This is a genomic window from Streptomyces sp. NPDC030814, from assembly GCF_055572155.1.
This window is the reverse complement of record NZ_JBVIDX010000025.1, coordinates 21,423-43,601: the sequence shown is the minus strand read 5'-3', so window position 1 is coordinate 43,601 and position 22,179 is coordinate 21,423. Positions and strand designations below refer to the sequence as shown.

Sequence of the window (22,179 nt, the reverse complement as noted above, 5' to 3'; positions counted from 1 at the left end):
GGTTAATGGGGAGGTCCTCTGGCGCACCGCCCACAACCTCCAGGCCAAGGTCCGGCTTGATGAGGGGCCGGCAGCCGACGAGTGATCTCCGCGGGGCCGTCTCTGGGCCGTCCGAGGCCGCTCAGCGGCGACCGGTGACGACTACTAACGACAGCCTCGCCGACGGGACCGAAGGCGTTAGCCGATCCCACGGGCGACCGCCGATGAACGCAGGTGAACGGCCCCGTCCGAGGTGCTCAAGACCCCCAACACAGTTGGAAAGCGTGTTGGGGGCAACCCCTCACGAGTTCGAATCTCGTATCCTCCGCAGCCGCCTGAACAGGCGAAACGAAGAGCCGAGCCACGAACGTGGCTCGGCTCTTCGTCGTGGATGGTCGCAATTCCGGTTGCGTTCACAGAAGACGATCAGGACATCTCGGCGACAGGAAGGCGCACGCTCCGGCCTGGAGGGCTTGATCTGGAGGGCTTGATGTCGAACCCAGTCGCATGTCCCCGCGTCGATGACCTTCTGGAGTTCGGCGAGGTAATCCAGAGATGCGCGGGGAGCTCGCTGGCCGGGGCGAGCACATCGATGAGCCGACCGGCCGGGCACGGGATCGGGCCGGGCGTCTCGCGCCGGGTCACGTTCGCAGTTGACGTGAACCGCAAGCCGCCAACGCCCGCTGAGCAACCTGACCCCGTGGGGCACCCGCTGATCACGGGGATACGCCATGCTTGAACCCGGCGCCGAGACTCCGGCCCGCTGCGACACTCCCTGGCGCAACGAGGTGCACATCGCGTGAAATCCCGATCAACGCTGGCGACATGGCTGGGCAGCCTCGACGGCTCTCGTCTGACACGCGTGCTCGGAGCGCGAAGGGACGCCATGTCACCTCCGGAGCCACGGTCGTTGGGGGAACTGGCGGACCGTCTTCAGCGCCCGGGATCTGTGGCGTTGGTCCTGCCGCGGCTCGCGTTGCCGCATCTCCAGGTGGCCGAGGCGCTGGCGGCGCTGGGAGCGCCCGCGGCGCGCGAAGCCCTGGCCGAGCTGCTGGGGGTGGCGGACGACGTAACCACCCACGAACTGGACGCCGTGCTGGAAGTGCTGGCCGATCACGCTCTGGTCTGGCCGGACGGCGCGGGGAAGCTCCGTATGGCCGGACCGCTGCGGCAGGCATGGGACGCGCCCCTGGGGCTGGATGCTCCGCTGGAGCAGCTGCTCGCGGGCGCGACCTCCGAGGAGCTGCGCGGCATGCTGGTGGCCTTGGGCGTCAAGCCGCCGGGCACCAAGACACAGCGGCTGGCCGCACTGGTGGAACACCACGGCAACGCGGAACAGGTTCTCTCGGTGGTCGCGAAAGCCCCTGCGGCAGCCCGGAAGCTGCTCGAACGCCGCGCGGAGGGTGGGTCAGGGCAGCCGCAGTTCATCGGGGTCGGCGCTCCCGGTCCCGGCCTGGAACCGGGCGCCCGGTGGGCGCTGGACCGGGGGCTCCTGATCCGAGACCGTCACGGCTACGGTCCGGCCCGTATGCCGGCCGAGGTGGCGCTCGCGCTGCGCGGGCCCGGCTGGCACGCTCCGTTTGAACCCGTCCCGCCTTCCGTGCGATCGACGTCCGTCACCCCGAAGGAGGTGGACCACGAGGCATCAGCTGCAGCCACGGCGTTCGCGTCCCATGCCGCCTCGGTCCTGTCGGCCTGCTCGGCGACCGCGCCGGCTCGGCTGAAGTCCGGCGGGATCGGTGCGCGTGAACTGGCCCGGATCGGCAAGGCCGCCCAGGCGGATGACGCCGTCGTGCGCCTTGCTCTGGAGACCGCGTACGCTGCCGGGCTCCTGGCGCAGGACGGCGATCGCGTGGCGCCCACCGAGGCGTATGACGCCTGGGCGCAACTGGAACCCCCGGAGCAGTTCGCCGTACTGCTTCAGGCATGGCGGAACCTGCCGCTCACCCCGGCACAGGCGCGTGACGGGGACAACAAGGCGCTTCCCGCTCTCGCGGGAGCACCGCCCTGCCATGCCTGCCTGCAGGCTCGCCACGGGTTGTTGGCCGCAGCCGCGCAGCTTCCGGCAGGGCAGGGCACGACGGTCACGTCGGATCTGGGGCCCCTGATCGCCTGGCACCGCCCGCTCGCCCACTCATCGCTCCCGGACGGAACACCGTTCGCCCTCGTGATCCGCGAGGCCGAAATCCTCGGCGTACTCGCTCGCGGTGCCCTGTCCGCCGTCGGCATCCACCTGCAGGCCGGCGACACGGAGGGGCTGGGAATCGAGTGCCGACGGCTGCTGCCCTCGGCCACCGCGACGGCACGGATCGGCGCCGACCTCACCGCCGTTGTCACCGGCACACCGTCCGCGCGGCTGGCCTCACTCCTGGACTCCGTCGCAGACCGGGAGACCAGCGGCACGGCATCGGTGTGGCGGTTCAGCGCCGGCAGCATCCGCCGGGCACTGGACGCCGGCCGTGTCCCCGACGCCATCGCCGCCGACCTGGCCGCTGTCGCCGCCGGGCCCCTGCCGCAGCCGCTGTCGTACCTGATCACCGACACCGCACGGGGCCACGGACGCGTACGTGTCGCCCCCGCTGCCTGCGTCCTCCACGGCGACGAGCCCGCGCTCCTGGCGGAACTCGCTGCCCACCGCAAGCTCGCCAAGCTTGGGCTACGGCAGCTGGCGCCGACAGTGCTGGTCAGCCGCAGCCCGCTCGACACCACTGTCGCCGCGCTCCGGGCCGAGGGATACGCCCCCGTCGCCGAGACTGCCGAGGGCACGGTACGGATCGAGAAGACCCGGCCTCAGCGGGCCGCCGCTCCTGTGCCGGCTCCGCGCCGCACGGGCGCAGGGGGCAGTGGCCGGATCGCTGCCACAAGCGTGGCGAAGGCAGCCGCCGCGGTAGATCCGGGCATCCTGGCGGCCCAGCTGCTGAAGGCACCGCCGGCGCCTCCCGAACCCGCGCCGTTCGACGGAGGAGCGGCCTTCGCCACGGACACCGAGGAGATCGTCGCAGGATGGGCGAAGCACCTGCCGTACAGCGACGTCCGTCAGCTCGCCCATGCCATCGACACCGGTGATCCCATCACCGTCGAGTACGTCGCCACCTCGGGGAACAGGACGGTGCGCACCCTCAGCCGCCTCATGCTCGACCCGCCCTACCTCGAAGCCTGGTGCCACCTGCGCGACGACGAGCGCGTTTTCACCCTCTCCCGGATCCAAAGCGTCATGAGCCTCATGCCCGAGTGAGCATACGACCGCCCTTTCCACCAGCGCGGCCGGGAAATGATCGTGGGACCGCTGAACCCCGCTGACATCGGCGAGATGCTCGGTCTGTTTCCGGCAGCCGCGTTCGACGCCGCTCTGATCACGGGGGGTCTCCCCCTGATCTGTGCCGAGTGGCGAGCCGGAGCGGATGTCTGGGAGTTTCTCCGCGACTCGCCGGACAACCCGATCTCGGCCCTGCTGGTCTCCGCCGAGCGGTCACTTGCCGCGGAGTTTCGGCCGCAGGCGATGAGCAGGGAAGTCCTGGGGGCCGTCGGAAGCGGGGAGCGGACCTTCACCAACATCGCGCGCGACGCGGGCGGCATCGCCCACAGCACGAATGATCACCCACGAACCCACGGACGAACATGTACGTCACGACGGTTACCCGCAGCCAGGACCCACACGATGCCCCGGTGCGACTCTGGTCTCAGCAGATCCACGCGGGTCTGTCCATGGTCCCGGGACGATGCCGCGGTCATAGCCCGATCATCCGGACCTTGCTGCCGCACAGTCGGGTCATGTCATCGACATCCGACGTGAGGATGGCGACCGGGCCAGGCTGACGCAGGGCCGCTTCCGCGACGGTGGCGTCGATCGCGTACTCGTGTCCGTGCAGACCGGCGCCCTTGAGCAGTGGAGTGGCACGAGTCGTCGTACGAGAGCCGGGTACGGGCTCGAGTGGAGGGGTCGGCGTTCCCCACCGGATCTGTGACCAGCACTTCCTCCCTCACTCGAGGGCCGCCGGAGCGGGGCCACGCGGGCGCGGGTGGGTTTCGGTCATGCGGGCGGCGACGATCAGGCCGGAGGCGGCCGTGAGGGCGGCGACGGTCCAGACGGCGGTGGTGAGGCCGTAGGCGTCGGCGAGGATTCCGGAGAGGAGGGCGCCGACGGCGAAACCGCCGTCGCGCCACAGGCGGTAGACGCCGACGGCGCGTGCGCGCCAGCCGGGGTGGGCGACATCGCCGATGACGGCGAGCAGGGTCGGGTAGACCAGCGCGGTGCCGATGCCGAGCAGGACCTGGGCGCAGGCCCAGACCGAGAAGGTGGTTCCGGCGGCCACAAGGGCGATGGCGGCGGCCTGCAGCAGCATGCCCGCGGTGATGAGGTGTTTGCGGCCGATGTGGTCGGACCACCAGCCGGTGAGCATCTGGCCCGCTCCCCACACGGCGGGATAGAGGGCGGCGAGGACCCCGATCCGGGCGAGGGACAGACCGTGGGCGGCGAAGAGCAGGGGGAAGACGCCCCAGGCGAGGGCGTCGTTGAGGTTGTTGACCAGGCCGGCCTGACTGGCGGCGGACAGGGCCTTGTCGGTGAAACCGGTGCGGCGGACGATCTGTGCCGTGGTCATCTCCGTGGCCATCCGTACGGGGTGGAGCGCGGCCTCGGAGCGGGCGTGGTCGCGGGTCTCGCGGACCGCGAAGGCGGACAGCCCCAGGGCCAGGACGGCGTAGGCGGCACCGAGCAGGAACGGCTCGGGGCGCAGTCCGGCGTGTTCCGCGATGGCGCCGGTGGCCATGGCTGTGGCGGCGACAGCGACGTACCCGGCGGCCTCGTTGAAGCCCATGGCCAGGCCGCGGCGTTCCGGGCCGACCAGGTCGATCTTCATGATGACGGTGGTGGACCAGGTCAGGCCCTGGTTGACGCCGAGCAGGACGTTCGCGGCGATGATCCAGCCCCAGGACGGGCCCCAGGCGAGCATCGCGGGTATCGGCAGGGCGATCAGCCAGCCGGCGACGAGTACCGGCTTGCGGCCGTAGCGGTCGGACCAGGTGCCGGCGAAGAAGTTGGTGATCGCCTTGGTGGCGCCGAACGCCAGGATGTACGTGAGGGCGGCGGTGTGGGCGGAGAGGTGGAAGACGTCGTCCGCGAGCAGGGGCAGGACGGTGCGTTCCTGGCCGAGCATGCCGCCGACCAAGGCGTTGACGAGGACGAGCAGGCCGAACTGGGCCAGGTTGGCGCGCAGTCCGAGCCGGATGCCACCGGGGGTGGCAGTGGTGGTCACCCGCCTTCCTCCAGCTTGCGGCCGGTGGCCTCCGCCCAGTCGGCGGGGCCGCCTTCGAGGACGGCCAGATCCTCGTGTCCCGCGCGCTGGAGGAGGCTGGCGGCGGTCATCGCGCGCTCGCCGTGGGCGCAGTGCACGACCGTTCCCGAGGGCGCTTCGTGGACGCGGTCGGCCAGTTCGCCGAGTTCGATGCCGATCGTGTCGGGGATGTGACCGGCTTCGCGCTCGGACCGCCGGCGGACGTCGAGCACGGGGCGGTCGCCCATCCGGTCCGCGGTGAGCAGGTCGACGGTCGCCCGGTCGCCGCCGTCGGCGGTCCAGACGGGCATGGTCAGGTGGCCGGCGAGTCGCTCGTAGCCGATCTTCAGGGCCTGCCAGGTGAGTTCGGCGAGGTCCTGGCCTGGTGCGGTGACGAAGACGAGCGGGGTGTCGTCGGGCAGCAGCCAGCCGAGCTAGGTGGCGAACTGGTCGCGCAGGGGGATCGAGACGGCGCCGGGGATGTGACCGGCGGCGAAGTCGGTCATGGGTCGTACGTCGACGATCTGCGCTCCTCGGGCCATGAGTTCGCGTACGGCGGCGGCGGACACCGCGGGGATCGCGGGCGCGGCGACGAGGACGTCGGGGCCGCGCCGGTTGATCTCGGCCAGGCGGTCGAAGTACGCGGGGTAGGAGCCGAGGCTGCCCAGCAGCTGTCGTACGAAGGTGTCCTCGTCCGGCGCGGTGAGCAGGGCGTTGACCCGTTTCTGGGCGCCGATGGTCGTGGTGCGCTCGTCGCCCGGCGGGGCGGAGCAGAAGGAGCCGGCGCCGTGCGTGGGCCACACCGCGGTCGCGTCCGGCAGTGCGGCCAGCCGCCGCAGCGAGCCGTACTGGGCGCGGGCCAGTTCTTCGGCGCGCTCCGCGCCGAGGAGGTCGGTGCGTGCGGCGGAGCCGACGATCAGCGAACCCCCGGTGAACACGCCCACCTCCCGTGCGCCGTCCAGGAGGAGGAAGGACAGGTGCTCGTCGGTGTGGCCGGGCGTGGCCAGGGCCCGCAGGGTCAGCCCGCCCAGGTCGGTGTCGTCGCCGTCGGCGAGCGGGGTGTGGGGGAAGGCGCGGTGCCCGGCGGCGGAGGCCAGGACGGTGGCGCCGTCGTCGGCGGCGAGCTGGAGTGCGCCGGTGAGGAAGTCGGCGTGCAGATGGGTGTCGGCGGCGAAGGCGACGCGCAGCCCGCGCTGCTCGGCCGCGGCCCGCAGGGCCCGCAGATCGCGGCTCGCGTCCACGGCCAGAGCCCGGCCGTCGCCGAGGTCGACGAGGTAGGCACTGTTGCCCAGCCCGGCGTCGACCAGCGGAATCAGATGGTCGTCGGTGAAGCCCATCGGGTCCTCCCGGACTCGGATGCGAGAGGGCGTGTGGTCACATCCCTCACCTTCACCTACAATATTCCATGGATTTATGGAGGATTGCATGGCGGGAAACAGCGGGGCCGGCCCGAAGGCGCGTCTGTACGACGCGTTCGCGGCCAGCGGAAAGGCGCTGGCCAGCGGAAAGCGGCTGGAGCTGCTCGACCTGCTGGCGCAGGGCGAGCGGACGGTGGACGCGCTGGCCAAGGCGTCGGGGCTGAATCTGACGACGGCGTCGGCGCATCTGCAGACGCTCAAGCAGGCCGGGTTCGTCACCACCCGCCGTGAGGGCGTGCGCATCCACTACCGGCTCGCCGGGGACGACGTGGCCCGGCTGTTCGCGCTGCTCCGCAAGGTCGCCGAGGCCCACCAGGCGGCCGTACCCGCGGCCCGGGACGCCTACCTCGGCGAGGACGACGCCGCGGAGGTCACCCACGAGGAGTTGCGCGCCCGGGTGGCGGCCGGGGAGGTGGTCGTGCTGGACGTGCGGCCGGTGGAGGAGTACCGGGCCGGGCACATCCCGGGCGCGGTGTCGATCCCCGTCGAGGAACTGGCCGACCGGATCGACGAGTTGCCCGAGGAGACGGAGATCGTCGTGTACTGCCGGGGCGAGTACTGCGTGCTGGCCCATGACGCGGTGCGGCTGCTGACGGGCCTCGGACGGCGGGCGATCCGTCTGAACGACGGGATGCTGGAATGGCGCCTGGCCGAACTGCCCGTCGACGCCGTGGATCTGGCATGACCGACAGCGGCGTGCGCGTACACCGGAGACTGGTCGGCGGAGCCGGCCGGCGGGGCGGCAGCCGCCCCGCCGGCCAGAGGCCCCGGCCCACCCCGCCCCGACCGCGACGACGCCTGCGTTCCCGTCGGGGCCGGTAAACACCAGACGGCCTCGTCTCGACGTCACCCAGGCATGCCACGCCACCTGACCACCCGCCCCTCTCCCCCCGCCGGTCCCGTCAACGGGAACGGTGAGCGGCCTACGACGAAGGCATCCGAAAGCGACATGACCAGGACCGCACCGACCGGCGCGACCGGCTCCATATCCGACGCCGTCCCGGCACAGCGCCGTGTCCTGCGTGTCCTGGTCGCCTCCCAGGTCCTCTCCGGCGCCGGTCTCGCCGCCGGTGTCACCGTGGGGGCCCTGCTCGCCCAGGACATGCTCGGCACCACCAGCCTGGCCGGGTTGCCGAGTGCCCTCTTCACCGCGGGTTCCGCTCTGGCGGCCGTCGCCGTGGGCCGTATCTCCCACCACTGCGGCCGCCGACCCGGACTTGCCGCCGGCTACCTCACCGGAGCCATCGGCAGCCTCGGCGTCATCACCGCCGCCGTCCTGGACAACCCCGTCCTGCTGTTCATCGCCCTGTTCGTCTACGGTGCCGGAACCGCCACCAACCTCCAGGCCCGCTACGCCGGAGCCGACCTCGCACCCCGCGACCACCGGGCCCGGGCCGTCTCCACCGTCCTGGTCGCCACCACCCTCGGCGGAGTCGCCGGACCGAACCTCGCCGCCCCCACCGGCACCCTCGCCGAGAACCTCGGCATCCCCGCACTGGCCGGACCCTTCCTGCTGTCCGGCGCCGCCTACGCCCTCGCCGCGCTCGTCCTGGCCGTCTGGCTGCGCCCCGACCCGCTGCTCACGGCCCGCGCCCTGGCCGCCGCCGGGCCGAAGAACACCGCCGCCGACGGGACCGCCCCCGCCACCTCCGTACGCGGGAGCCGCGAGGGCGTGGTCCTGGGCGCGCTGGTCATGATCCTCACCCAGCTCGTCATGGTCGCGGTCATGACGATGACCCCGGTGCACCTGCACGACCACGGCCACGGCACCGCCGCCTCCGGCCTCGTCATCGCCATCCACATCGGTGCCATGTACCTGCCCTCGCCGCTGACGGGCTGGCTCGTCGACCGCTTCGGCCGTCTGCAGATCGCCGCCGCCTCCGGCCTCACCCTGCTCGCCTCCGGGGTGCTCGCCGCCACCGCGCCCGGCGGCTCCGTGGCGCTACTCGCGCCGGCCCTGGCCCTGCTGGGCCTCGGCTGGAACCTCGGCCTGGTGTCGGGCACGGCGATCATCACCGACGCCGTGCCGCTCGCCACCCGCGCCAAGACCCAGGGCATGGTCGACGTCTCCATCGCCATCGCCGGCGCCACCGGCGGCATCAGCTCGGGCATGGTCGTCGCTGCCGCGGGCTACCCCGTCCTCGCCCTGACCGGCGGTGTCCTCGCTCTCGCCGTCCTGCCCGCCGTCGCCGCCACCGCCTACCGCCGCTGACCCCCGGCGGTCCCGGTGCTCACCGCGCCGGGCGGCACCGTCGACGACAGTGGCCCGCTCCGCGTCAGCGGGGCCGTGGGATCGGCCCCACGGCCCGGCCGCGCCACGAAAGCACCGGGGGGCGCTCATCGACCGGCCCGCGCGCCCCGTGCCGCATGTCCCGGACCCCGTGCCGGCGCGGGCTGTTCCGGTCCCGAGTGCCGGTATCGAACCCTCCCTCGGGCCGCTGGCCACCGCGTACGTCCTCATCCGGTCATCGCGGGCCGCTCACCGCCCGTTGGACCGAGCCGGTCGCCCTGTGGGCGACGGGGCGGCTGCGGACGCCGTCGGCCGGGTCGCCGGCCGCCGCGGACGGCGGTTCGCCGCCGGCGTCCTCACCGCTGACCGGAGCACACGCGGCCCTGGGAGCGGAGGAGCGGGACACGGCGGAGAGGTCCTGAGGCCGGAAGGGCGGGAGAGGGCCCTTGGTGACCGGGGCGCCGCCTACCGGGTCGTGCCGGTCAGCAGCCGGCGGACGGGAACTTCGAGGAGCACACGAGTGCTGCCGGGGCCGTACGGGGCGGTGACGTCCCAGGCGTACTTCGCGGTGAAGGCGGCCGTGACGTCCAGCGGGAACGGGCCCCCGGTGCACCACGGCATCGCCCTCGGCCACCATGGGCCACCGGCCGTCGTCCAGCGCCAGTGACACGCGCGGGTACTGCTCGATGTTGCGGACCTTGACCGGGCCCCCGTCCGCGCCGATCCACCAGCCGCCCGGCAGGAACACGAACCAGACCGGCGTCACATGAGGGGAACCGTCCGGCCGTACGGTGCACAGCCAGACGTTCGGCCCCCCGGTCCAGCCGCTCCCGTACGGCCGCGTCCGGTGGTGCGGCGGGGTCACCCATGCGCGGGTTCTCCCGTCTACCGCCTCAACCCGTGCTGGGCCTCACCCGTCCCCGGCCTCACCCGTCCCCGCCCTCACTCGCCCGCCTCGTCGAAGCTTGCGAAGTACGCGGCGGCCATGTCCTCGTCGGCGTGGCCCTGGGCGGCGGCGCGGGCGAGGCGTTCGGCGCCGGCGGCGGCCACGTCGAGTCGGACCCCGTGCCGCTGTCCGGCCTCGACGATCAGCCGGGCGTCCTTGGCTGCAGTGGCCACGGCGAAGGACGCCGGGGAGAGCTTGTCGTCCAGGATGAGGGCGGACTTGGCGCGCAGATAGCCCATGTCGAGGGGGCCGCCGTCGATGACCTCGAAGAAGGACCGCGGGTCGACGCCGAGGGCCTTGGCCAGGGCGAGGGTCTCGCCGGCCGCGTTGGTGGCGGCGAGCACCCAGCTGTTGGTCACGAGCTTGAGCCGGGTGGCGGTGCCCGCCGCGCCCTCCTCGCCGGTCCACACCGTGCGGGCGCCCACGGCGTCGAACACGGGGGTCACCGCCTCCCGCCCGGACACCGGGCCGGCCGCGAGGACCGTCAGCTGCCCCGCCTCTGCGGGCTGCCTCGTGCCGAGGACGGGTGCGTCGTAGAAGACCAGCCCGTGTTCGCCCGCCAGGGCGGCCAGTTCGGCGACGGCCTCGAGTCCGGCGGTGGTGGACTGGACCCAGGCGGCGCCCGCGCGCAGGGCCGACGCCGCCTCGCGCATCACGTCCAGCACGCTGCCCCCGTCGTACAGCATCGTGAGGAGGACATCGGCGCCCCGCACGGCCTCGGCGGGGGTGCCGACGACCTGGGCGCCGTCGGCGGCCAGCGGATCGGCCTTCTCGCGGGTGCGGTTCCAGGCGCGCACGGGGTGTCCGGCCCGGGCGAGGTTGCGGGCCATGGCGGCCCCCATGATGCCGGTGCCCAGGACGCCGACGGTCGGTTTGTCGCTCATGACGTGATCTCCCATCAACTTCCTGCCTTCGGAGCCTACTTTCCGACCGCTCCGGCCGGCGTCTCCCGTACGGCGCGGCCGACGGGAAACGGCGGCAGGAAGGAGCGGCGGAGCCCTGGTGGTGCCGCCGCTCGCACTCCCGTCTGAAAGGACCCGCCCGGCGGGTAGGACGTGTACGACAGTCGTGACGAGCGGTGAAGGGCGAGCGATGAACAGCGACAGCACGGGAGCCGTCGACGGGCTCGACGTACGGCCCGCCTCGGGGCACATCGGCGCCGAGATCCACGGGGTGGACCTCGCAGGGCCCCTGGACGACCGCACGGTCGACGGCATCCGCTCGGCGCTGCTGCGCTGGAAGGTCGTGTTCTTCCGAGGGCAGCGGCTGGACCACGCCGGGCAGATCGCGTTCGCACGGCGCTTCGGGGAGCCGATCCGGCTCCGCTCCCGCGGCTCGGTGTCGCCCGCCGACCACCCCGAGATCGAGACGACCGCCGACCGCCAGGAACTGGGCCGCAAGCACGGCATGGACCAGGCCGAATGGCTGGAGCGCCGCCGCCACTCGACCCTTCGCGGCTGGCACGGCGACCACACCGCCCGCATCGACCCGCCCGCCCTCACCCTCCTCCGCGCCGAACAGTTGCCCCCCTACGGCGGCGACACCACCTGGGCCAACCTCGCCACCGCCTACGCCGGGCTCTCCGAACCCGTACGCCGGTTCGCCGACGGTCTGCGCGCCGAGCACCGTCTCGGTGTCGGCTATCTCGCCCGCTCCGGGCCGGACCCGTATCTGCGCCACCTCCAGGACCACCAGGTCGCCTCGGTGCACCCGGTCGTCCGCGTCCATCCCGAGACCGGCGAACGCGTCCTCTTCGTCAACCCGTACTACGTCGAGAACATCGTCGACGTGACCAGGGCGGAGAGCCGGCTCCTCCTCGAGATGTTCGTGGAGCAGATCACCCGCCCCGAGTACACCGTCCGCTTCCGCTGGGAGCCGGGCTCCGTGGCCCTCTGGGACAACCGGGCCACCGTCCACCTGGCCCCCAACGACACCGCCCACCTGGGCTTCCCGCGCATCATGCACCGGGTGATGGTGGCCGGGGAGCCGCCCGTCGGTGTGGACGGCACCCCGTCGAAGTCGCTCGTGGGCGCGCCGCTGCACGACCCGCACGACGAGTAGTCGTCCGCGCGAATCCGGGTAACCGGCACCCCATGGGTGAACTGCTGGTCGGTACCTGTTCCTGGACGGACCGCGCGTTACTGGCCGGCGGCTGGTATCCGCGCGGCCGGCGCGACGCCGAGTCCCGACTGCGGTACTACGCCGAGCAGTTCCCGGTCGTCGAGGTCGACTCCAGCTACTACGCGCTGCCCAGCCGCCGCAACGCCGGCCTCTGGGCCGAGCGGACACCGCCCGGATTCCGTTTCGACGTCAAGGCGTTCTCGCTCCTGACCGGCCATCCGACCCGTCCGTCGGCGCTCCCCGAGGACCTGCGCGGCCGGACGTCACATCTGCCCGGCCTGCTCGACCGGATATGGGAGCGCTTCGCCCACGCCGTGGAGCCGTTGCGGATGGCGGACCGGCTGGGGGCCGTGCTGTTCCAGTTCCCTCCGTGGCTGGCGCCGGGTCCGCGGGCGGAGAAGACGCTGACCGAGTGCGCGGAGCGCACGGCGGGCTGGCCCGTCTCGGTCGAGTTCCGGCACCCGGCGTGGTGGCGCCCCGGACAGGCGGACGAGACGACGGCCCTGCTGTCCCGCCTCGGTCTGGTCGCCGTCGGCGTCGACATGGCCCAGGGCCTCGGCACGTCCCTGCCGCCCCTGGCCCCGGTCAGCTCGCCGGAGCTGGCCGTCGTACGGTTCCACGGCCGGAGCCCCGCCTGGGGCACCGGCAGCAAGGAGGACCGTTTCCGCCATGACTACTCGGAGGCCGAACTCACCGAGTGGCTGCCGCGGTTGAGGACGGCCGCCGAACAGGTCGACGAGGTGCACGTCCTCTTCAACAACTGCTGCGCCGACGCGGCCGTACGAGCGGCGGAGACGATGCGCGGTCTGCTGGCTGTGTGAGCGGCCAGTGCTGTGACCGGAGAGGTTTGCCGAGCCGGTGCACCTTTCCGGCTCACAGTGCTAGCCGACCCGGACGTTCTTCTCCACCGTCACCTGGTCGATGTCCGTCGTACGGACCGTCAGCTTCATCGTCCAGGTGCCCGGCAGGGGGATCTGGAGGGTGTCCGTGGCCCAGTAGCCGCCCCGGTTGGTCAGCTTGGCGTCGATCGGGCCGACCTTCTGCGCCTTCAGGGTGAAGGTGAGGCGCAGCTCGGGGACGGTCGCGATGCCGTCGTCGGGGCCGAACACCACGGCCTGCACGGAGTTCTTGCCGACCTTGCCCGGGCCGAGGTCGATCTGCACCTTGCCGTGGCCGTTCGGGGTGCCCACGTCGAACGGCACGACGGTCGAGGAGGCCGTGATCTCCCCCGGCGCGGCCGCGCCCGCCCCCAGCGCGCTCTCCGCCGCCGCACGGCCGGGCAGGGTGCCCGTCAGCACGGTCGTGATCACCAGCACCACCACCGCCACGGTGAACTCGGCGAGCACACTGCGCCGCAGGGCGAGACGGTGCCGGTCGGCAGGGGTGCCGGGGTCGTGATCGGCGCAGTCGCCGCCCGGGACCGCGGAAACGGCGGCAGCGGTGCCCGAGCCGGTGTCGGCGTCCGTGGCGGTGTCGGCGTCCGTGGCGGTGTCGGCGTCCGTGCCGGAGCCGGAGCCGGAGCCGGTGTCGGTGCCGGAGCCGGAGCCGGTGTCGGCGTCCGTGGCGGTGTCGGCGTCCGTGCCGGAGCCGGAGCCGGAGCCGGAGCCGGAGCCGGTGTCGGCGTCCGTGCCGGAGCCGGAGCCGGTGCCGGTGCCGGTGCCGGCGTCCGTGGCGGTGCCGGCGTCCGTGGCGGTGCCGGAGCCCACGATGGTGAGCGCGGACGCCCCGGCCGCGGGCCCCCCGTCCGCCCGGGCCACCGCCCCCACCGGTTGAGGCACCCGAGCCCCCACCGCGACCGACGCCTTCCCGGCGTTCCCGACGCTCTCGCCGACCTCGGCGTTCTCGGCGTTCTCGGCGTTCTCGGCGACCTCTGCGCTCTCGCCCCCCTCGGACGTCTCGGCCTTCCGCTCCTGCCCGGCGTCCTCGGCAGCCGCCGTCACCAGTCGGCCCGTCCACCGCCGTGAGAAACCGGCCGCGGCCAGCAGCAGGGCGACCGCCGCCAGTTTGGCGAGGAGGACCTGGCCGTACGCCGTGGTGGTGAAGGCGGACCAGGAGCCGAGGCCGCGCCAGGACTGGTAGACACCGGTGACGGCCAGGACGACCACCGAGGCGAAGGCCAGGCGGGAGAAACGGGTCACCACGGCGGCCGACAGCGTCTCCGGGGCCCGGTACAGCACGGTCAGCAGGGCCGTCAGGCCGCCCAGCCAGACGGCCGTGGCGAGCAGGTGGAGCACGGAGGAGGTCATCGCCACCGGCACCTGGATACCGGCGGAGGCGTGCTCGGCTGCGGCCCAGGTCCCGGCGAGCCCGACCGCGAGCAGGGCCCCGGCACCGGCCGCGCCCCGCTCCCAGCGCTCCTGACGGCGGACCCGCAGGAGGAGGAAGAGGGCCACCGCGAGCAGCGCGAGCCTCACCAGCAGCGCCAGGCCCGGCCTGGTGGCGACCGTGCCGCCGAGGACGGACGGGTCGAGGGCGGCCCCGATGCCGCTGCCCCGCTCGTACGGTCCGCGCAGCAGCAACAGGACCACCGAGGCCAGGGACAGCGCCAGCCAGCCGGACAGGAGCAGCCTGCGGAGCGTCTCGTTGGCCCGGCCGAGGACGCCGGTGACGAAGACGGTGACACCGATGAGCAGGGCGAGGGCACCGTACGCGAAGTAGCGGGTGATGTCGTAGAAGGAGGCGGTGAGCGGGTCCTCGGTGAGACCGGCGGGCAGGTTCGCGGAGGTGGCGGAGGGTTCGCCGACCGAGAAGATCAGGGCTCCGGAGATGGGGTGGCTGTCGGCGGAGACCACCCGCCAGGCGACGGTGTACGTGCCGTCGGCCAGCCCTTCGGGCAGGGTGACGCGGGCCGTGTCGGACCGGTCGCCGGACCGCCCCGGCCTGCCCGTGTCGACCGCGCGGTTCTCCGGGTCGATGACGCGGACGGAGTCCTCGAGGAGGCTCACCGGTTCCGTGAAGGTGAGGGTGACGTCCTTCGGGGCGGAGTCGAGGACGCTGCCGTCGGCGGGATCGGTGCCCTTGAGCGCGGCGTGCGCGGAGGCGGTCCCCGCCCCGCCGAGGAGGAACAGGACGAGTACGGTGCCGAGCAGCACCAGGCGCCGCACATACGGGCGGCCCCTGCCGCCCGTTCCGCCCTGTCGACTCTCGTCCCTGTCACTGCGTCGGCCCACGTCGCGCTCCGGATCCACTGTCGCCGGCTCTCGGATTCCTCCGCTTAGGTACGGGCGCCGGGAAGCGTGTGTTCACCACGCAACCCGGGCGCCCGCTCTCACGCCCTCCCCAGCTCGGCGATCAGCTCGGCCCGCTCGGGGTACAGCCGGGCCAACTCCCCGGCGTCGCCGTGCTCATAGCCCTCATAGGTGAACCCCGGCGCCATCGTGCAGCCGAACAGCGTCCAGGCCCCGCCGCCGCCCAGCACCCGCGCGCCCATCCAGGTTCCCGCGGGCACGACGTACTGCACGTACTGCCCGCCGAGCACGTCCGGCCCGAGGACGGCGACCGTCGAGGAACCGTCAGGGCGCAGGAGCAGCAGCTGGAGGGGATCGCCGAGGTGGAAGTGCCAGATCTCGTCGGTCGGCAGCCGGTGCAGCGCCGAGTAGTCCCCCGGCTCGGTGGTGAGCAGGGCGACGATCGCGGTCCCCTCCGGCCGCCCGTCGTCCCGCTCGGGCCCCGCCCACGTCTGGCGGAAGCGTCCGCCCTCCCGGGGAATGGGCTCCAACGCGTAGTGCGCGATCAGCTCGTCAGGAGTCACCCGCCCACGCTACGTCCGGCCCCTGCCGCGCGAACACCTTCTCCCGCCGCAGGAACGCCAGCTGCGCCCGCTTCTCTGGCAGATACACGCCGGGCAGATCGATCTCCGGGAGCACGACCACCGGCCCGCGTTCGAAGCCCTGGCGCAGGAACCGCGCGATCGCCTTCTCGTTCCGCACGTCCGGGTCGACGACCACCCGCCGCCGGTCCAGCCCGACCAGCACGTACGAGGTGAAGGCCGCCAGCACCGAGGCCGACCACCCCGGCCGTGCCCCGTCCCGTCCGGCGGGCGCCAGCAGTACGTGGACGCCGATGTCGCCGGGTTCGACCTCGTAGCACTCGCTGACCCGGTCCGCCTCCGGCTCGTACGTCTGGAGCAGTCCGACGGGCTCGCCGTCGCGCAGCGCGAGGAAGGCGTGGTGGGTGTCGAGGGTGTCGAGATGGGCGTAGATCTCCCGGACCTGCTCCTCGGTGAGCCCGTTCATGCCCCAGAACCCGGCCCGGGGTTCGCTCACCCAGCCGTGGACGACGCCCGCGTCGGCCTTCGGGTCCAGCGGCAGGACGCGTACGGTCCCGAAGCCGTCGATCACCTGCTCGTGGACGGCCACGCGACCGCCGTACGCTTCAACGCTCATCGTCGTTCTCCTCGTTCTCCTCGTTCCCCTCGCTGTACTCGCTGTACTCGCTGTACTCGCCGTGCTCGCCGTCCTTGGTGAGCCGGTCCCAGTCGGTCACCACCGGTACGAGCTGCCCCTGGAGCCAGAGGGGGAGCTGGTCGCGGTGGTGGGCGGAGCCGATCACGCCGGACGCCCCAAACGGCACCACCCAGAGGCTGTCCTCGCGGCGGGCGAGGTCCCAGACGTAACGGGCGGCGGGGCCGCGCGCGCTGAGGTCGGTGATCCCGGGGACGGCGGAGGTGCACAGCACGCAGTCGTGGTCACCGCCGAGTCCCGGCTCGACGGCCGCGGCGGACGGGTCGGCGGGGTCGAGCGCCCGCCACGGCGCGAGCCGGTGGCTGTCGCCCCACGGCCCGAACGCGCCGCCGGCCACCTCCTCCACCGCCTCCCGCACGAGCCCCGCGCGGTCGATGCCGTACAACTCCTCGGCCCGCAGCAGGTGTTCGAGCGCGAAGCCGATCCGGACGGTGAGCGAGAGCCATGGCCGGAAGACCTCCGGGTACGCCGGCGGTACGGCCAGCGCCGCGAAGGCGGGGTGGGCGGCGAGCCGTCGTACGACCGCGCCGCGCACCGCCGCGTACGCCGTCGCCTGGACGCTGTCGGCCGCCATCCGCCGGTCCCAGCCGAGCAGCCGTGCGCGCAGGCCAGCGGCGGCCGGGGTGAGGCCGTCCGGGCCGTCGGGCAGCGCGGCGAGACGGTCCAGCAGCGGCCCCGCGGAGGCGAGATGAGTGTCCATGTGGAGGGCCGGCATGTCCGACGCCGACCAGAGGGGCTTCTCGGCCAGCAACTCCCGGATGCGGTCGGCCCGGTGCGGGGGCGCGAACTCCACGCCGAGCGGGGTCGCCGGGCCCCGCTGGTTCGCCATGACGGCGACCCCGTCCTCAAAGGTGCCGTACGGCGTCTCGTGCCAGCCCTCCCAGGCGTGGCCCGGCTCCCATGCGGGCACGATTCCCCGGCGGTTGTCCTCGCTCCGGACCGGCACCCGCCCCGCCACCCGGTGCAGCACCCCGCCCCTGGTGTCCGCGGCCTGTACGACGTTCACCGGCTCGGCCCACAGATCGAGTGCCCGGTCCACGTCGGCGACCTCGCGCGCCCGGAGCAGGGGGAGCAGCGCGCTCATGCCGAGGTCCTCGGTGACGCGGGGCGGGCAGCGGAGGCTGACGGGGCCCAGGGCGTCGGCACCACGGTCGCCGTCGGCGCCCCCGTCGCAGCCCCCGATGACGACCGGTCCCCGGGCGGTCTCGATGATCTCCACCTCGACGGGTTCCGCGCCGGCGACGTCGACGGTCTCGACGTGCCGGTGCGCGGGCCGCCACCGCCCGTCCGGGTCGAGCGCCTCGACGATGTCCCCGGCACCGCGGCGCAGCCGCTCGCGGTAGAGGTCCTGGTAGTCGGCCATGGCGTTGGTGATCGCCCAGGCCACGTGCCCGGTGTGGCCGAAGTGGGCGATGCCGGGCATGCCGGGGACGGCGAGCCCGACGACGTCGAACTCGGGGCAGGAGAGGCGGATCTGCTGGTAGACGCCGGGTTCCTCGATGAACCGGTGCGGGTCACCGGCGATGACGGCGTGCCCCGTGGCCGTACGGGACCCGTCGACCAGCCAGCCGTTGCTCCCGGCGGTGGCGGGCCCGTCGGTGGCGAAGAGCCCCACCGCGTCGGCACCCAGGTGCCGGACGGCCTCCTCGCGCCAGAGCTTGGCGGGGAACCCGGCGAACAGGATGTGCGTGGCCAGCCAGACGCCGAGCGGATGCCAGGCCCCCCAGCGCCCCGGGGCGAGCCCGGCCCGCTCGAACTCGGGTGCGCGCCGGGCCCCTTCGGCGAGCCCTTCGTTGACCCCGTCGACGTACGCGCGGATCCAGTCGGCGGTCTCGGGGTCCCGTCTCTCCAGCCGGGCGAAGCAGCGTCTCGCGGTGTCGTCGAGTCGCGCCCGTCTCGCGAACAGGTCCCAGCCGAGCGCGTCCGCACCGAGGAAGGCCGCCGAGGTGCCCTGGGACCGGTGGCGTTCGACCTCCAGCTGCCACGCCCGGTCGTGTGCGGTGACCCGGCCCTGGGCGCGGGCGAGCGCACGGGCGTCGGCCGTGCGGAGGTGGGGGATGCCCCAGGCGTCCCGGTAGGTCTCGGTGCTCATGTCTGTCCCTGTGGTGCACTGTGATTTAGGTTAGCCTCACCTAAGCAGTCGTCAGGGAAGCGTACGTGAAGGGTGCGGGCGTCATGGGGCAGGGTCACGGCTGGGAGGGCGCGGTCCTCAAACTGCTGCGCGCGAAGGACTTCGTCTTCACCGTCACCGGTGCCGAACAGGTCACCGACGACTACCGGCGGATCCACCTCACCGACGGCGGCATGCTCGCGACGACCGGCGTCCACCCCACGATGTGGGTACGGCTCTGGTTCGCCCCCACCGGGGAGACGGGGGCCGCCGCCCGGCCGCACCAGCGCGCGTACACCCTCGTCGACCCCGACCCGGCCGCCGGGACCCTCAGCCTGGAGTTCGCCCTCCACGAGGGCCGCGCCAGCGACTGGGCGCGCTCCGCGCAGCCGGGCGACACGATCGAGGCGACCGTCCACGGCACGGGCTTCACCGACCCCGACCCGGCCCCCTCCCGCATCCTCGCCATCGGTGACCCGGCCTCGCTCCCGGCCATCAACTCGCTGCTGGGCGCGCTGCCCCCGACCCCCACGACCATATGGTTCGAGACCCCGGCCGAGGCCGGGCCCGACGGCGTGGGCGGCCTCCCGCTCCGCCGCGACCCCGCCCACCACGACCTCCGCCCGGTCCCCCGCCGGGACGCCGGCGCCCACCTCGTCGACCGGGTGAGGTCGGACGCTCCCGCCCTGCTGGAGGACACCCCCGCCCCGTACGTATGGATCGCCTGCGACACCGCCACGACCCGCTCGCTCACCGCCTGCTTCCGCAAGGAGCTGGGCCTGCCGAAGCAGCGGATACAGGCCCTGGGGTACTGGCGGCCGTAGGGCGGAGAAGGGGGCCGGGCTGCGCCGGGCCGGTGTCCGCGCCATCATCGGGGGCATGAACGTCACCCTTCACCTCGCCCAGGACCCCGAGGCGGACGAACTCCTCGGGCGCAGTCCGCTCGCCGCCTTGGTCGGCATGCTGCTGGACCAGCAGGTGCCGATGGAGTGGGCGTTCAAGGGTCCCTCGACCATCGCGGGGCGGCTCGGCGCGGACGACCTCGACGCCCATGAGATCGCCGCGATGTCCCCGGAGTCGTTCGCCGAGATCCTCTCCACCAAGCCGGCGGTCCACCGCTACCCCGGCTCCATGGCCAAGCGGATCCAGCAGCTGTGCCAGTACCTCGTGGAGCACTACGACGGTGACGCGAGCGGGGTCTGGAAGGACGCGGGGACCGGCCGGGAGCTCCTGGCCCGGCTGGAGGCCCTGCCCGGCTTCGGCCGCCAGAAGGCACAGATCTTCCTCGCGCTCCTGGGCAAGCAGCTGGGCGTCCGGCCGGAGGGGTGGCGGGAGGCGGCGGGGGCGTACGGCGAGCCGGACACGTTCCGTTCCGTGGCCGACATCAAGGGGCCCGAGTCGCTGGCCAAGGTCCGGGCGCACAAGCAGGAGATGAAGGCGGCGGCCAAGGCGAAGAAGTAGGGGGTGCGGGCGCCTCCGCCCCGCCCCGGATCTCGCACGGGTCGGTTCGTGCGGCGGGCGGCGGCTGCGGCTCGTTCGCGGTCGCCCGTCCGGTCCCCGCGCCGTGGAACGGGCTTCGCCGACCCGTTCGGGCCCCGTACGCCGAGTGGGCGGTTCTGCGGTCGGCTCGATGCGACAGGGGCGCTCGGCGGGCAGACAGTGCCTGTGAGCACGACCCCGCACGCCCCCGTCGCCGTACGGATGTGGCTGCGTGTGCTCGTACTGGCCCTCGCCCTGGCTCTCCCGGCCGCCCACGGCACCGCTCACGGGCGTTGCGCGCTGCCCGTGTCGGGCGAGACGGCCCTCGCCGAGTACGACCTCCTGGAGACGGCCCCCCGGCCGCCGTCCCGGCACGGCCACCGTCCGGCCACCGCGGCCCACCCGGCCGACCCTGCCGCTTGCGCCCCGCCCCCGGCCACGACCGCGCGCCCCCTGCCCGCACCGGCCCGGCCCCGGCCCCCGTCCGCCCCGCGCGTCCTGCGCTCCGTGGTCCTGCGCTGCTGAGAGAGCCGTTCCCGCAGCTCACCCACCAGCGAGAAACCGGCAGGAACCCAGCACAGGACAGGACCCACAGCCATGCCCAGCGACCCGTACACGGTCCTGCGCGCCCTCCTCCGCGCGGAGGCCGTGCGCAGCGCGTCCAAGACACGCCCCCAGCAGCACCCGGAACGGGGCGGGGAACCCGGAGGCCAGGAACGGCACCGCCCGAAGGCCCCCGAAAGCGACTGAACCGACCCCGGCCCGAGGGCCCTGGAGCCGCGGGTTCCAGGGCCCTCGGGCCGTCGGAGACCCAGGAGCCGCAGGCCACCGGGCGACAAGTAATGCGCTGTTTGACCGATTCACGGAACCTTTTCCCGGGTCGCACTCCGTCGCCATGGCTGCGCCCGGAACGTCTCGACCGGTAGGCTTTCCGTGTGATCTTCAAGCGCATCGGAAACGGCCGGCCGTACCCCGACCACGGCCGGGAAAGCACCCGGCAGTGGGCGGACGTCGCGCCGCGCCCGGTCCGCCTCGATCAGCTCGTGACGACCAAGGGGCAGCTGGACCTGGAAACCCTCCTCGCCGAGGACTCCACGTTCTACGGCGACCTCTTCGCGCACGTGGTGAAGTGGCAGGGCGACCTGTATCTGGAGGACGGCCTCCACCGCGCCGTACGCGCGGCCCTCCAGCAGCGCCAGGTCCTGCACGCCCGCGTCCTCGAACTGGACTGACCGGTCCCACCGGCCGGACCACCACGGGCGCAGCCACTGTGGCCGCCACGTCCCGGATGGCCGGCACGCTCCGGGGCGCCGTCGCGGACCGCACCGGGTGTGCCCACGTGCTCCGCTGCGGCACGCCCAGCCGCTTCACGCGGCGCTCCCGCTCCCTCCGGGACGCCAGTTGACCCTTTCGGGTTGGACTGCCACACAGCCAATGATCATCTAGTAGGCATTGCCGCCCAACGGCACTACGCTGCGCCCATGAGCATGCTGACTCCTCCCGGCATGGGCGGCCAGTACCGGATCACGGGGGACAAGTACCCGCGGCTGCGCCGACCGAGGAGGCGCCGCAGGCTCGTGCTGGCGGTCGTCGCGTCCACGACCGCGCTGGGCCTGGCCGGATGGGGGACCCTGCAGCTCATCGACGTCTTCACCGGCGACGACCAGGCCGCGGCGGCCGGCCCCAAGGCGGACTGCTCGGGCCGGGTGAGCCCTTCCCCGACGGCGGGCGGGGCCGGCGGCAAGACCACCGGGAAGCCCAAGTCGTACCCGGCGCCCGGCAGCATCACCGTCAACGTCCTCAACGCGACACCCCGATCGGGCCTCGCCAAGGACACCGCAAAGGAACTCAAGAAGCGCGGCTTCCGCATCGGGGACGTGGGCAACGCGACCGAGGAGTACGACAAGAAGATCAAGGGCGTCGCCCTGCTGCTCGGCGCGAAGGCGGCCGAGGACACGGCGCTGCCGGTCCTGAACACCCAGCTCACCGGGGCCCGGCTGAAGACCGACGGACGCCGGAAGGCCACCGAGGTCGACCTCATCATCGGCACCGGGTTCAAGGCCCTCAGCAAGCAGAAGGACGCCGGCACGGCCCTGGCCGAACTGACCAGGCCCGAACCGACGCCCACTCCGACGAAGACCTGCTGAGCCCCGCGAGGGA

General features: G+C 73.2%; 20 protein-coding genes and 3 pseudogenes. 12 read left to right on the top strand and 11 right to left on the bottom strand.

Going from position 1 to position 22,179, the window contains the following annotated elements:
- Nucleotides 1-778: 778 nt before the first annotated feature.
- A complete protein-coding gene (locus tag ACZ43N_RS34600; RefSeq protein WP_468103009.1) occupies nucleotides 779-3,214 on the top strand; it encodes a helicase-associated domain-containing protein in 2,436 nt (811 codons plus the stop codon).
- Nucleotides 3,215-3,568, top strand: a pseudogene (locus ACZ43N_RS34595) (ATP-binding protein); the annotation flags it as partial.
- A gap of 139 nt (nucleotides 3,569-3,707) precedes the next feature.
- On the opposite strand, the pseudogene ACZ43N_RS34590 reads toward ACZ43N_RS34595, so the two are convergent.
- The 4 genes and pseudogenes from ACZ43N_RS34590 to ACZ43N_RS34575 all read right to left on the bottom strand — a co-directional run.
- Nucleotides 3,708-3,875 (bottom strand): annotated as a pseudogene (locus tag ACZ43N_RS34590) (DNA-binding protein); the annotation flags it as partial.
- An 84-nt stretch (nucleotides 3,876-3,959) separates the two neighbouring features.
- Nucleotides 3,960-5,234, bottom strand: coding sequence for an MFS transporter (locus tag ACZ43N_RS34585; protein ID WP_468103008.1), 1,275 nt, complete (start codon nucleotides 5,232-5,234; stop codon nucleotides 3,960-3,962).
- Complete coding sequence (locus ACZ43N_RS34580; protein ID WP_468103007.1) at nucleotides 5,231-5,563, bottom strand: rhodanese-like domain-containing protein; 333 nt, start codon at nucleotides 5,561-5,563, stop codon at nucleotides 5,231-5,233. The genes ACZ43N_RS34585 and ACZ43N_RS34580 overlap by 4 nt, the downstream gene beginning before the upstream one ends.
- A gap of 123 nt (nucleotides 5,564-5,686) precedes the next feature.
- Nucleotides 5,687-6,589 (bottom strand): MBL fold metallo-hydrolase, encoded by a 903-nt coding sequence (locus ACZ43N_RS34575; RefSeq protein ID WP_468103006.1) that lies wholly within the window; start codon nucleotides 6,587-6,589, stop codon nucleotides 5,687-5,689.
- A gap of 88 nt (nucleotides 6,590-6,677) precedes the next feature.
- On the opposite strand from ACZ43N_RS34575, the gene ACZ43N_RS34570 reads away from it, so the two are divergent.
- Entirely contained in the window at nucleotides 6,678-7,355 is a 678-nt protein-coding gene (locus tag ACZ43N_RS34570; RefSeq protein ID WP_468103005.1) for an ArsR/SmtB family transcription factor, read from the top strand.
- 264 nt (nucleotides 7,356-7,619) lie between these two features.
- Nucleotides 7,620-8,882 (top strand): MFS transporter, encoded by a 1,263-nt coding sequence (locus tag ACZ43N_RS34565; protein ID WP_468103004.1) that lies wholly within the window; start codon nucleotides 7,620-7,622, stop codon nucleotides 8,880-8,882.
- A 483-nt stretch (nucleotides 8,883-9,365) separates the two neighbouring features.
- Here ACZ43N_RS34565 and ACZ43N_RS34560 read toward each other — a convergent pair whose 3' ends face one another.
- From ACZ43N_RS34560 to ACZ43N_RS34550, 3 genes and pseudogenes are all read right to left on the bottom strand, one after another.
- Nucleotides 9,366-9,521 carry a hypothetical protein gene (locus tag ACZ43N_RS34560; RefSeq protein ID WP_468103062.1) on the bottom strand — a complete coding sequence of 52 codons (156 nt, stop codon included), beginning with the start codon at nucleotides 9,519-9,521 and terminating at the stop codon, nucleotides 9,366-9,368.
- Nucleotides 9,522-9,567: 46 nt separating this feature from the next.
- A pseudogene (locus ACZ43N_RS34555) lies at nucleotides 9,568-9,648 on the bottom strand (pyridoxamine 5'-phosphate oxidase); the annotation flags it as partial.
- A 194-nt stretch (nucleotides 9,649-9,842) separates the two neighbouring features.
- Nucleotides 9,843-10,730, bottom strand: a complete 888-nt coding sequence (locus ACZ43N_RS34550; protein ID WP_468103003.1) for an NAD(P)-dependent oxidoreductase — start codon at nucleotides 10,728-10,730, stop codon at nucleotides 9,843-9,845.
- Nucleotides 10,731-10,938: 208 nt separating this feature from the next.
- Between ACZ43N_RS34550 and ACZ43N_RS34545 the strand changes: the two genes are divergently transcribed.
- Nucleotides 10,939-11,907, top strand: coding sequence for a TauD/TfdA dioxygenase family protein (locus ACZ43N_RS34545; protein ID WP_468103002.1), 969 nt, complete (start codon nucleotides 10,939-10,941; stop codon nucleotides 11,905-11,907).
- Nucleotides 11,908-11,939: 32 nt separating this feature from the next.
- Entirely contained in the window at nucleotides 11,940-12,788 is an 849-nt protein-coding gene (locus ACZ43N_RS34540) for a DUF72 domain-containing protein (RefSeq protein WP_468103001.1), read from the top strand.
- 60 nt (nucleotides 12,789-12,848) lie between these two features.
- On the opposite strand, the gene ACZ43N_RS34535 is transcribed toward ACZ43N_RS34540, so the two are convergent.
- From ACZ43N_RS34535 to ACZ43N_RS34520, 4 genes are all read right to left on the bottom strand, one after another.
- Complete coding sequence (locus ACZ43N_RS34535; RefSeq protein ID WP_468103000.1) at nucleotides 12,849-15,137, bottom strand: copper resistance CopC/CopD family protein; 2,289 nt, start codon at nucleotides 15,135-15,137, stop codon at nucleotides 12,849-12,851.
- Nucleotides 15,138-15,235: 98 nt separating this feature from the next.
- Complete coding sequence (locus ACZ43N_RS34530; RefSeq protein WP_468102999.1) at nucleotides 15,236-15,718, bottom strand: cupin domain-containing protein; 483 nt, start codon at nucleotides 15,716-15,718, stop codon at nucleotides 15,236-15,238.
- Complete coding sequence (locus tag ACZ43N_RS34525) at nucleotides 15,708-16,352, bottom strand: GNAT family N-acetyltransferase (RefSeq protein WP_468102998.1); 645 nt, start codon at nucleotides 16,350-16,352, stop codon at nucleotides 15,708-15,710. The genes ACZ43N_RS34530 and ACZ43N_RS34525 overlap by 11 nt, the downstream gene beginning before the upstream one ends.
- A complete protein-coding gene (locus ACZ43N_RS34520) occupies nucleotides 16,342-18,522 on the bottom strand; it encodes a penicillin acylase family protein (RefSeq protein ID WP_468102997.1) in 2,181 nt (726 codons plus the stop codon). The genes ACZ43N_RS34525 and ACZ43N_RS34520 overlap by 11 nt, the downstream gene beginning before the upstream one ends.
- Nucleotides 18,523-18,605: 83 nt before the next feature.
- Between ACZ43N_RS34520 and ACZ43N_RS34515 the strand changes: the two genes are divergently transcribed.
- From ACZ43N_RS34515 to ACZ43N_RS34490, 6 genes are all read left to right on the top strand, one after another.
- Nucleotides 18,606-19,364, top strand: a complete 759-nt coding sequence (locus ACZ43N_RS34515) for a siderophore-interacting protein (protein ID WP_468102996.1) — start codon at nucleotides 18,606-18,608, stop codon at nucleotides 19,362-19,364.
- 55 nt (nucleotides 19,365-19,419) lie between these two features.
- Nucleotides 19,420-20,001, top strand: coding sequence for an HhH-GPD-type base excision DNA repair protein (locus ACZ43N_RS34510; protein WP_468102995.1), 582 nt, complete (start codon nucleotides 19,420-19,422; stop codon nucleotides 19,999-20,001).
- A gap of 204 nt (nucleotides 20,002-20,205) precedes the next feature.
- Nucleotides 20,206-20,544, top strand: coding sequence for a hypothetical protein (locus ACZ43N_RS34505; protein WP_468102994.1), 339 nt, complete (start codon nucleotides 20,206-20,208; stop codon nucleotides 20,542-20,544).
- Nucleotides 20,545-20,616: 72 nt separating this feature from the next.
- Nucleotides 20,617-20,769, top strand: coding sequence for a hypothetical protein (locus ACZ43N_RS34500; RefSeq protein WP_468102993.1), 153 nt, complete (start codon nucleotides 20,617-20,619; stop codon nucleotides 20,767-20,769).
- A gap of 185 nt (nucleotides 20,770-20,954) precedes the next feature.
- Nucleotides 20,955-21,251 carry a type II toxin-antitoxin system VapB family antitoxin gene (locus ACZ43N_RS34495; protein WP_003999914.1) on the top strand — a complete coding sequence of 99 codons (297 nt, stop codon included), beginning with the start codon at nucleotides 20,955-20,957 and terminating at the stop codon, nucleotides 21,249-21,251.
- Nucleotides 21,252-21,524: 273 nt separating this feature from the next.
- Nucleotides 21,525-22,166: a LytR C-terminal domain-containing protein gene (locus tag ACZ43N_RS34490; protein ID WP_468103058.1), complete on the top strand. Its 642-nt coding sequence runs from the start codon at nucleotides 21,525-21,527 to the stop codon at nucleotides 22,164-22,166.
- The last annotated feature ends 13 nt before the right edge of the window (nucleotides 22,167-22,179 follow it).

Bases quoted from the DNA above. Each gene is read 5' to 3' on its own strand.
- ACZ43N_RS34580 (WP_468103007.1), bottom strand. From the start codon at position 5,563: ATGCCCGTCTGGACCGCCGACGGCGGCGACCGGGCGACCGTCGACCTG.
- ACZ43N_RS34575 (WP_468103006.1), bottom strand. From the start codon at position 6,589: ATGGGCTTCACCGACGACCATCTGATTCCGCTGGTCGACGCCGGGCTG.
- ACZ43N_RS34570 (WP_468103005.1), top strand. From the start codon at position 6,678: ATGGCGGGAAACAGCGGGGCCGGCCCGAAGGCGCGTCTGTACGACGCG.
- ACZ43N_RS34565 (WP_468103004.1), top strand. From the start codon at position 7,620: ATGACCAGGACCGCACCGACCGGCGCGACCGGCTCCATATCCGACGCC.
- ACZ43N_RS34560 (WP_468103062.1), bottom strand. From the start codon at position 9,521: ATGCCGTGGTGCACCGGGGGCCCGTTCCCGCTGGACGTCACGGCCGCC.
- ACZ43N_RS34550 (WP_468103003.1), bottom strand. From the start codon at position 10,730: ATGAGCGACAAACCGACCGTCGGCGTCCTGGGCACCGGCATCATGGGG.
- ACZ43N_RS34545 (WP_468103002.1), top strand. From the start codon at position 10,939: ATGAACAGCGACAGCACGGGAGCCGTCGACGGGCTCGACGTACGGCCC.
- ACZ43N_RS34540 (WP_468103001.1), top strand. From the start codon at position 11,940: ATGGGTGAACTGCTGGTCGGTACCTGTTCCTGGACGGACCGCGCGTTA.
- ACZ43N_RS34525 (WP_468102998.1), bottom strand. From the start codon at position 16,352: ATGAGCGTTGAAGCGTACGGCGGTCGCGTGGCCGTCCACGAGCAGGTG.
- ACZ43N_RS34520 (WP_468102997.1), bottom strand. From the start codon at position 18,522: ATGAGCACCGAGACCTACCGGGACGCCTGGGGCATCCCCCACCTCCGC.
- ACZ43N_RS34515 (WP_468102996.1), top strand. From the start codon at position 18,606: ATGGGGCAGGGTCACGGCTGGGAGGGCGCGGTCCTCAAACTGCTGCGC.
- ACZ43N_RS34510 (WP_468102995.1), top strand. From the start codon at position 19,420: ATGAACGTCACCCTTCACCTCGCCCAGGACCCCGAGGCGGACGAACTC.
- ACZ43N_RS34500 (WP_468102993.1), top strand. From the start codon at position 20,617: ATGCCCAGCGACCCGTACACGGTCCTGCGCGCCCTCCTCCGCGCGGAG.
- ACZ43N_RS34490 (WP_468103058.1), top strand. From the start codon at position 21,525: ATGGGCGGCCAGTACCGGATCACGGGGGACAAGTACCCGCGGCTGCGC.